Consider the following 606-nt stretch of genomic DNA (forward strand, 5'->3'; position numbering starts at 1 on the left):
GTGCCGACCTGGAATGGGAGAGAGGATATATGGTGGTGATGCAACATCCCGTAACTACAGAAAATAAGGAATCCAAAAAACATATTTTGGAGACCTTAAGAGCTGTAAAGGAACTGGATTACCCCGCCTTTTGGTTCTGGCCAAATGTGGATGCAGGTTCTGACGGAACTTCCAATGGTATAAGAACATTTCGGGAATTGGAACAGCCGAAAAACATACATTTTTTCAAGAACATGGATCCCCTGGATTTCCTGAAGCTCCTCAACAGCTCTAAAGCTTTAATAGGAAATTCCAGCGCCGGATTAAGAGAGTGCGCTTACTTGGGACTACCCGTCGTGAATATTGGAAATCGCCAACATAGAAGAAGTCGGGCGCAAAATGTCACGGATGTAGCCTATGATCAGCAGGCAATAGCAGAAGCCACAAAAGCTGCAATCGCAACAGAGAAATTTGAAAGTTCTACACTTTACGGTAATGGAAATGCGGGGGAGAAAATTGCGGAGATCCTGGCGACGGTGGAGCTGACGTATAGGAAGACGATTACGTATTGAACGTTTACGGTTTTCTGTTTACCGTTTCGGTTTTATGTTTGTTGTTTTTTGTTGG

1 protein-coding gene is annotated in these 606 nt (G+C 44.1%); it reads left to right on the plus strand.

Annotated features, from left to right (window positions below; all coding sequences use genetic code 11):
* Positions 1–551: UDP-N-acetylglucosamine 2-epimerase (locus HC175_RS16440; RefSeq protein ID WP_209310031.1), on the plus strand; the 551-nt coding region annotated here is incomplete at its 5' end.
* Positions 552–606 lie beyond the last annotated feature (55 nt).

Source organism: Salinimicrobium oceani (genome assembly GCF_012037645.1).